Here is an 8,474-nt window from a genome sequence, read left to right as displayed (position 1 = left end):
TGGAAGGCGCGGGGATCTTCTGGCTGGGTCTGCGTCAACAGCGGCCACTGGCGCGGGCCTTCGGCTTATTGCTGCAAGTGGGTTCGGCGCTGGCGTTCCTCAGCGAGCTGGGCCTTGGCGAGCGCACCTTGCTCGACGGCGCGCCATTGGGTGCGCTGATGCTGGGCGCGGCGTTGCTGTTCAGCTTTGGTCAATTGCGCAAAGCGTCCCCTGAACAGGCGACGGCGCTGGAGCGTAAAGGCCTGCCGGCATTGGCGAGCCTCGGCTTGAGCTTTTTGTACCTGCTTGCCCCGATGCTGCTCAATACCCAAGGCACGGCCGTCAGTTGGGCAATCGCGGGCCTGGCGACTTTGTTCGTCGGCCTGCGCATCGGTTCGCGCACCTTCCTGTTCACCGCGTTTGCCGTGCAGTTGCTGGGCGGTGCGTTGTTCCTGCTGCGTCTGCAAAGCGGTGACGGGACGGCAGTGTTCAATGCGGGCTGGAGTGGCTTGCTCACCGCCTCGCTGATCGGGCTGGCCTTGATCGGCGGCATGCTGATGGCGGCGCGCGATGATCAGGTGCGCAGCGATGTGCGCCTGTTGCGCGGTTTGTCGGTGGTGCTGCTCGCGGGGCTGGTACTGATCAATCTCGCGGTGCTGTTCGTGCTGCCATGGGAAAGCGCCAGCGGTGTGTGGGCGGCCAGCGGTTTGTTGATCATCTGGCTGAGCCTGTACTTGCAGCAGCGCGTCAGCTTTGTGTTCGGCTTGCTGCTGCAACTGATTGGCGGTGGCTCATTCCTGATGTCGGTGCCGCAGTTGCTCGGGCCGTTGACCGCTGAAGGGTTGCGCCCGTTGGCCCACAGTGGTTTCTGGACGCCGATGGTGCTGGCCCTGGCCGCATTGGTCGGTGCCTGGCGCTTGCAGCGTGAACCTCATGCGCCCGTATTTGATGTGCTGAAGCTGCAGCGCCTGTCCGATCTGCTGCTGGTGTGGGGCGCGGCCTGGTGGACGATGGCGCTGGGCGGCGAAGTGCTGCGGTTTGTTCCCGTCGAACTGCACGGCGCCTTCCTGCTCGGCATCGCCGCCGCCAGCGTGGCGATCTGGACGTTGTTGGCGGCACGACTGCGCTGGGCGTCGCTGGGCATGCTCTGCACCTTGCTGATGCCGGTGGCGGGCTTGGTGCTGCTGGTCTCGGCCCATACCTATTACCACCCGGCGGCGCAGTACGGCTGGCTGGCATGGCCAGCCGTGTTCGTGGTGCATTTTGTCTCACTGCGACGCTTGGCAGCGGTGGTGCCGGGCAGGGCGTTGGGCATCGCCCATGTGCTGGGCTGCTGGATGCTGATCGGCCTGCTGGCGCTGGAATTGCGCTATAGCCTGCTGCGCTTTTCGGCCGAATACAATGCCTGGCGCTGGTTGGGCTGGGCAATCCTGCCAAGCCTGTATCTGGTGCTGGCCGCAGCGCCGCGCAACTGGCCGTGGCCGGTGTCGGCCTATCCGCGCGAATACCGGGTACTCGCGGCACTGCCACTGGCCGTGCTGATGCTCGGTTGGTTCTGGCTGGCCAACAGCTTCAGCGACGGCACGGCCAACCCGTTGCCCTATGTGCCGTTGCTTAACCCGCTGGACCTGGGCCTGTTGTTCGCGCTGCTGGGGGTGTATGTGTGGTCGCGCAGCGTGGCGCCGCAACGCGGGCCACGGGCCGAGTTGCTTGCCCAAGGGGTGGCGGGGCTTTCCCTGTTTGCGTTCTTCACCGCACTGGTGATGCGCACCGCGCACCATTGGGGTGGCGTGCCGTTTCAGCTGGACGCGTTGCTCGAATCGATGCTGGTGCAAGCCGGCCTGTCGATCATATGGACCTTGATCGCACTGGGGCTGATGATCGGCGGCCACCTGCGCCATCGTCGCGAGGTGTGGTTGATCGGCGCGGCACTGATTGCGGTGGTGGTGGCCAAGTTGTTCTTTGTCGAGCTGAGCAACCGTGGCGGCCTGGCGCGGATCGTCTCGTTTATTGGCGTCGGCGTCCTGTTGCTGGTGGTGGGTTATTTTGCGCCCCTGCCGCCCAAGCGTGCCGAACCTGTGCTGGAAACTGAAGGAGCAGCCTCTTGAACGGTAAGTTGAGCGTGGCCCTGTTGGGCCTGTGTGTGGCGTGGTCGGCGTGGGCCCAGGAAGGCCCGGCGGATTTTGCCAGCCAGGTGCCACTGAGTATCAGCGGCAACGGCCCGTGGTATCGCCTGGAGTTGCCGTTGGAGGTGCAACTGAATGCGCGCCAGGCCGACCTGAGCGATGTGCGTGTCTTCAACGCTGCCGGAGAACCCCAGGCGTATGCGTTGTCGCGCCAGTCGTCCCAGCGCACCGAAAGCCGCAACGTCACTGACGTGAAGTGGTTCCCGCTGTACGCCGCCGACACCCTGCAGGCCTTGCCCGGCGTGGTGATGAAGACCACCGGCGAAGGCACCCTGGTGGAGATCAAACCGGGCGCGGCCGCGAGCCCCGGCAAGCAGGTGCTGCGCGGCTGGGTGCTGGATGCCAGTGCGATCAAGGCGCCCTTGCAGCAACTGAGCCTCGACTGGAGCGGCGAAAGAGAGGGTTTCCAGCGCTTCAGTATTGAAGCCAGCGACGACCTGCAGCATTGGCAATCCTGGGGCGATGGGCAAGTGGCGCGCTTGTCGTTCGCTGATGAGCGGGTCGAGCAGCATGATGTCAGCCTGCCGGGGCAACCGGCGCGCTACCTGCGGCTGGTGTGGCAAGGCCAGGCAGCGCCGCTGCTGACCTCCGCCAAACTGGCAAGCGCCACCAGCAGCAGCCTGCCGATGCCGCTGGTGTGGTCGCAGCCGTTGACCGGCACGCGACTCAAGGCCGGCGAATACAGCTGGCAATGGCCCACGGGGCTGAATGTGGAGCGCGTGCGTATCGAGCTGAAGCAGCCCAACACGCTGGCGCCGGTGACGTTGTCGGGGCGAAGTGATGCCAAGCAAGCGTGGCAGCCCTTGAGCAATGGGCTGTTGTACCGCCTGACGCAGAACGGCCAGGACGTCTTACAGGATGAATTGCAGCTGCCGGGCCAGGTCGTCAACCAGCTCAGGGTGCAGGTGGACGAACGCGGCGGCGGCCTGGGCGCTGAAACGCCGGCCTTGCGCTTCGCGGTACGTACAACCCAGCTGGTGTTCCTGGCGCGGGGAGAGCCGCCGTTCAGCCTGGCGTTGGGGAATGCCTCGGTGAAGGCCGCCAACCTGCCGCTGTCGACGCTGATCCCGGACTACAGCGCCGAGCGTTTCAAGGCGCTGGGGCAAGCCGGCATTGTGGGGGAGGTCGCCGTCACGTCGCCTGCGGTTGTGACGGCTGTCGAGAACGGTCCGAACTGGAAAAAACTCGGCCTCTGGGCCGTATTATTGCTGGGCGTGGCCGCGCTGGGCGCCATGGCCTACAGTTTGCTGCGCAAACCGCCGTCGGCACGTTAACTAAAGTCCATGAACTCTATTGGGTTTAAATCCTCTGATAGGAGGAAATACGCCCAGACTCGCGCTAAACTGCGCGGGTTTTCACGCCCCCCATTGTCCGGAGCCTTACATGTCCCGCGTTACCTTGAGTCGCTATTTGATCGAGCAGACCCGCAGCAACAACACGCCTGCCGATCTGCGCTTCCTTATCGAAGTGGTGGCGCGTGCCTGCAAGGAAATCAGCCACGCCGTGTCCAAAGGCGCACTGGGTGGTGTCCTGGGCAGCATGGGCACTGAAAACGTGCAGGGTGAAGTGCAGAAGAAGCTGGACGTGCTGTCCAACGAGATCCTGCTCGAAGCCAACGAATGGGGCGGTCACCTGGCCGGCATGGCATCCGAAGAAATGGACAATGCCTACCAGATCCCGGGTAAATACCCTAAGGGCGCGTACCTGTTGGTATTCGACCCACTGGACGGTTCGTCCAACATCGACATCAACGCCCCGGTCGGCACCATCTTCTCGGTATTGCGTTGCCCGAACGAATACCTGAGCCAGAACGAAGCCTTGAATGAAAAGGCCTTCCTGCAGCCAGGCACCGAGCAGGTTGCCGCCGGCTATGCGATCTACGGCCCGCAGACCATGTTGGTCCTGACCCTGGGCGATGGCGTCAAAGGTTTTACCCTCGACCGCGAAATGGGCAGCTTCGTACTCACCCACGAAGACATCACCATTCCTGCTTCCACGCAGGAATTCGCGATCAACATGTCCAACCAGCGTCACTGGGAAGAGCCGGTGAAGCGCTACGTCAACGAGCTGATGGAAGGCGAAGAAGGCCCGTTGAAGAAAAACTTCAACATGCGCTGGGTCGCTGCCATGGTTGGCGACGTGCACCGCATCCTCACCCGTGGTGGCCTGTTCATGTACCCACGTGACAGCCGCGAGCCCTCCAAGCCGGGCAAGCTGCGCCTGATGTATGAAGCCAACCCGATGTCGTTCCTGGTTGAGCAGGCGGGCGGTGCGTCCACTGACGGCCACCAGCGCATCCTCGACATCCAGCCCGAAGGCCTGCACCAGCGTGTGGCGGTGTTCCTGGGTTCCAAGGAAGAAGTTGAGCGTGTGACGGCCTACCACAAGAAGTAACCTGCAGCGATGAGTGATCGGCGTTGTTGTGAGCCGGTTCACCCTTGAAGAAGCCCCGAAACGTTTCAGCGTTTTCGGGGCTTTTTTGTTTTCGCTCGTCGGGAACCAGACACCTCTTTTCCCTTCTAAGCTTCTGGCAGATACCCCAGCTGCCTTGTCTCTCCAGGAGCTTTTCCATGTCGTTACGCCGTCTCGCCCTGCTGACTTTTTGCGTGCTGTTAGCCGCTTGCAGCAAGGTCAATCAAGAAAACTACCAGAAACTGTCGGCCGGCATGGCCAAGGCCGAGGTGGAGTCGTTGCTGGGCAAGCCGACCGATTGTTCCGGCGCACTGGGCATGTCCAGCTGCACCTGGGGCGATAAAACCAGCTTTATCAGCGTTCAATATGCCGGTGACAAGGTACTGATGTTTTCCGGGCAAGGCCTGAAGTAAACCGGGGCGCGAGCCTGCGGGAGAAGAAGAATGATGCGTTTTGTTTTGTTCCTTTGCGCCAGCCTGTTTTTGGCGGGCTGCGCCAGCCATTCTGGCGATGATCTGCAACCCAAGACCGCGAACAACGTCAACCTCAAGCGTTACCAAGGCACCTGGTACGAGTTGGCGCGATTGCCGATGTACTTCCAGCGCAACTGTGCGCAATCCGAAGCGCACTACACCTTGCTGCCCGATGGCGACATGTCGGTGTTCAACCGCTGCCTGACGCCTGAGTGGAATTGGCAGGAAGCCAAAGGCACGGCCACGCCGCAAGTGCCCGGCAAGACCGACAAGCTCTGGGTGGAATTCAATAACTGGTTTACTTCGTTATTGCCAGGCGTCGCCAAGGGCGATTACTGGGTGCTGTATGTCAGCGATGACTACAAGACCGCCATCGTCGGCAGCCCGAGCCGCCGCTACATGTGGATCTTGTCGCGCACGCCGACGGTGAGCGCCGACACCCGCGAAGACCTGTTGAGCAGGGCGCGGCAGCAAGGGTATGACACCACGCGCTTGATCTGGCGTACGTCGGACAAGCAAATGGCGAAGACTTCGAAGTAGCCGGAAACACTGCCGCTCAACGGTGGGAGCTGGCTTGTCAGCTCCCACGTTGTTATGGGGTGTCTTAACCCAATAACTCCTTCAAGACCTGCGTAAACGCCCGGCGGCTTTCTTCTTCGCCAGCATGTCGCCCATCGCGCACCACCCACTGTCCATTGACCAGCACATCACGCACTTGGCGATCGCCACCGGCAAACAACCAGCGATTGAGAATCCCATCCTCCGTCGCCGTCGCCAGGTAGGGATCATTGCCATCGAGCACCAGCCAATCTGCACGTTTGCCCACTTCCAATCGACCGATCGGCTGGCCCAGTGCCTGTGCGCCACCGTCCAGCGCGGCGTCGAACAGCGTGCGGCCCACCATGGGTTGATCGCTTCGATACAGACGATTGCGTCGCTGATCCCGCAGACGCTGGCCATATTCCAGCCAGCGCAATTCTTCCACCACGCTCAATGACACATGGCTGTCGGAGCCGATACCCAGACGTCCACCCTGTGCGAGAAAATCCACTGCCGGGAAAATCCCGTCTCCCAGGTTGGCTTCGGTGGTCAGGCACAAACCGGCGATCGCCCGACTCCTGGCCATGCGCGTGACTTCGTCGGGATCGGCGTGAGTGGCATGAACCAGGCACCAGCGCTCATCGACCTCAACGTTGTCATACAGCCACTGCAACGGGCGTTTGCCGCTCCAGGCCAGGCAGTCGTCGACTTCCTTTTGCTGTTCGGCAATGTGGATGTGTACCGGGCAAGCCTTATCGCTGGCGGCCAGCACGTCCTTGATCTGCTCGGGTGTGACCGCACGCAGGGAGTGGAAGCACAGGCCCAGTTGCTGCGCCGGTTGCGCGGCAAGTATCGGATGCAAGCGCGCCTGCAACTCCAGATAGTTTTCGGTGCTGTTGATAAAGCGGCGCTGCCCGTCGTTGGGCGCCTGGCCACCGAACCCCGAATGGGTATAAAGCACCGGCACCAGCGTCAAGCCGATCCCGCTGCTGGCGGCCGCCTGGCTGATCTGGCGCGACAGCTCTGTGCGGTCGGCGTAGGGCTGGCCGCTGACGTCGTGGTGCACGTAGTGAAACTCGGCCACCGAGGTGTAGCCGGCCTTGAGCATTTCTATGTACAGCTGGCGCGCGATGACCTGCAGTTGCTCCGGGTTGATTTTGCCGACCATGCGGTACATCAGGTCACGCCAGGTCCAGAAACTGTCGTTCGGGTTGCCCGCCACTTCGGCCAAGCCGGCCATGGCGCGCTGGAACGCGTGGGAATGCAGGTTCGGCATGCCGGCCAGCACCGGACCTCTAAGCCGTTCGGCGCCGTCTGCACTGGCATTGGCCTCAACCTGTGTCAGCCGGCCATCGGCGCTGACTTCAAGACGTACATCATTGGCCCATCCTTCAGGCAGCAGCGCGCGTTCGGCAAAGAAAGCGGACATGATCAAGGCACCCCGGTCGTGTGTTTATTTGTATATACATATACAGACGTTTGCCTGCTCGGTAAACTCCGGCAATCTATGCATCTTTTCCTCCTGCAAGGATTCCCTGTGCCGACTCCGCCCGCCAAGTCATCGCTGGCTGCCCACATGGACGAAAGTCCGGCGCCCTTGTATGCCCGCGTCAAACAGATGATCAGCCAGCAAATTCTCAACGGCAACTGGCCGCCCCATTACCGTGTACCGTCCGAGAGCGAACTGGTCAGCCAGCTGGGTTTCAGCCGCATGACCATCAACCGCGCCCTGCGCGAACTCACCGCTGAAGGTTTGCTGGTGCGCATGCAAGGCGTCGGCACGTTCGTCGCTGAGCCCAAGAGCCAATCGGCGCTGTTTGAAGTGCACAACATTGCCGACGAGATCGCCTCCCGCGGCCATCGGCATACGTGCCAAGTCATCACGCTGGGCGAAGAAGCTGCGGGTTCCGAACGTGCCGTCGCTCTGGAAATGCGCGAAGGCGGGCGGGTGTTTCACTCGCTGATCGTGCATTTCGAAAACGACATTCCGGTGCAGATCGAAGACCGTTTCGTCAACGCCCTGGTCGCGCCGGAATATTTGCAACAGGATTTCACCCTGCAAACGCCCTACGCCTACCTCAACCAGGTCGCACCGCTGACTGAAGGCGAGCACGTGGTTGAAGCGATCCTCGCCGATGCCGCCGAGTGCAAGCTGTTGCAGATCGAGCCGAGCGAGCCCTGCCTGTTGATCCGCCGGCGCACCTGGTCCGGCCGCCAGCCGGTGACGGCCGCGCGCTTGATTCACCCCGGTTCCCGGCACAGCCTCGAAGGACGCTTCAGCAAATGAGTTCAGTCAACCTCTGGCGCGCCGCCGACTACGTACGCATGCCGTGGAAGAACGGCGGCGGCAGTACCGAAGAAATCGCCCGTGATGCGGGCACCGGCCTGGAGGGTTTCGGCTGGCGCCTGTCGATCGCCGATATTGCGCAGTCCGGTGGTTTTTCCACCTTTCCCGGTTACCAGCGCGTGATCACCGTTATCAAGGGCGCGGGCATGGTGTTGACCGTGGATGGTGAGGAGCAGCGTGGGTTGTTACCGCTGCAACCCTTCGCTTTCGACGGTGACAGCGAAGTGTCGTGCCGCTTGATCACCGGGCCGATCCGCGATTTCAACCTGATCTACTCGCCCCAGCGCTATCACGCGCGGTTGCAATGGGTGGATGGTGTGCAGCGATTTTTCACGTCTGCGCAGACGGTGCTGGTGTTCAGCGTTGCCGATGAGGTGAAGGTGCTGGACCACAAACTCGGTCACCACGACTGCCTGCAAGTAGACGGTAACACCGAACTGCTGGACATCTCGGTCAGTGGCCGCTGCTGCCTGATCGAACTGACCGAGCGCAATTAAAACTGTGGGAGCGGGCTTGCTCGCGAATGCGGTGTATCAG

Annotated in this window: 8 protein-coding genes; 7 read left to right on the top strand and 1 reads right to left on the bottom strand. The window is 62.0% G+C overall.

The genetic code is table 11. From position 1 onward, the window contains the following. The 5 genes from Q1V60_RS21925 to Q1V60_RS21905 all read left to right on the top strand — a co-directional run. On the top strand, positions 1-2,087 hold a 2,087-nt coding region (locus Q1V60_RS21925), incomplete at its 5' end, for a DUF2339 domain-containing protein (protein WP_300634729.1). Continuing rightward, the gene (locus Q1V60_RS21920) at positions 2,084-3,439 is read left to right on the top strand and encodes a DUF3999 domain-containing protein (protein WP_300634726.1); all 1,356 of its coding nucleotides are present in this window, start codon (positions 2,084-2,086) and stop codon (positions 3,437-3,439) included. The genes Q1V60_RS21925 and Q1V60_RS21920, both read left to right, overlap by 4 nt. Positions 3,440-3,548: 109 nt before the next feature. After that, entirely contained in the window at positions 3,549-4,559 is a 1,011-nt protein-coding gene (locus tag Q1V60_RS21915; RefSeq protein WP_300634723.1) for a class 1 fructose-bisphosphatase, read from the top strand. Between the two features lie 176 nt (positions 4,560-4,735). Next, a complete protein-coding gene (locus tag Q1V60_RS21910) occupies positions 4,736-4,990 on the top strand; it encodes a hypothetical protein (RefSeq protein ID WP_300634720.1) in 255 nt (84 codons plus the stop codon). Between the two features lie 30 nt (positions 4,991-5,020). Then, on the top strand, positions 5,021-5,590 hold the full coding sequence (locus Q1V60_RS21905) for a lipocalin family protein (protein WP_300634717.1): 570 nt from the start codon (positions 5,021-5,023) through the stop codon (positions 5,588-5,590). Between the two features lie 64 nt (positions 5,591-5,654). On the opposite strand, the gene Q1V60_RS21900 is transcribed toward Q1V60_RS21905, so the two are convergent. Next, positions 5,655-7,019: a formimidoylglutamate deiminase gene (locus tag Q1V60_RS21900; protein ID WP_300634714.1), complete on the bottom strand. Its 1,365-nt coding sequence runs from the start codon at positions 7,017-7,019 to the stop codon at positions 5,655-5,657. Between the two features lie 147 nt (positions 7,020-7,166). Between Q1V60_RS21900 and hutC the strand changes: the two genes are divergently transcribed. After that, the gene (gene hutC, locus Q1V60_RS21895) at positions 7,167-7,877 is read left to right on the top strand and encodes a histidine utilization repressor (RefSeq protein WP_300634732.1); all 711 of its coding nucleotides are present in this window, start codon (positions 7,167-7,169) and stop codon (positions 7,875-7,877) included. Beyond that, on the top strand, positions 7,874-8,434 hold the full coding sequence (locus Q1V60_RS21890) for a HutD family protein (protein ID WP_300634711.1): 561 nt from the start codon (positions 7,874-7,876) through the stop codon (positions 8,432-8,434). The genes hutC and Q1V60_RS21890 overlap by 4 nt, the downstream gene beginning before the upstream one ends. Positions 8,435-8,474 lie beyond the last annotated feature (40 nt).

This window comes from Pseudomonas sp. (assembly GCF_030147005.1).
In the GTDB taxonomy this organism is placed as follows: domain Bacteria; phylum Pseudomonadota; class Gammaproteobacteria; order Pseudomonadales; family Pseudomonadaceae; genus Aquipseudomonas.
Note: the sequence above shows the minus strand (reverse complement) of the source record. Positions and strands in the feature narration are given on the sequence as shown.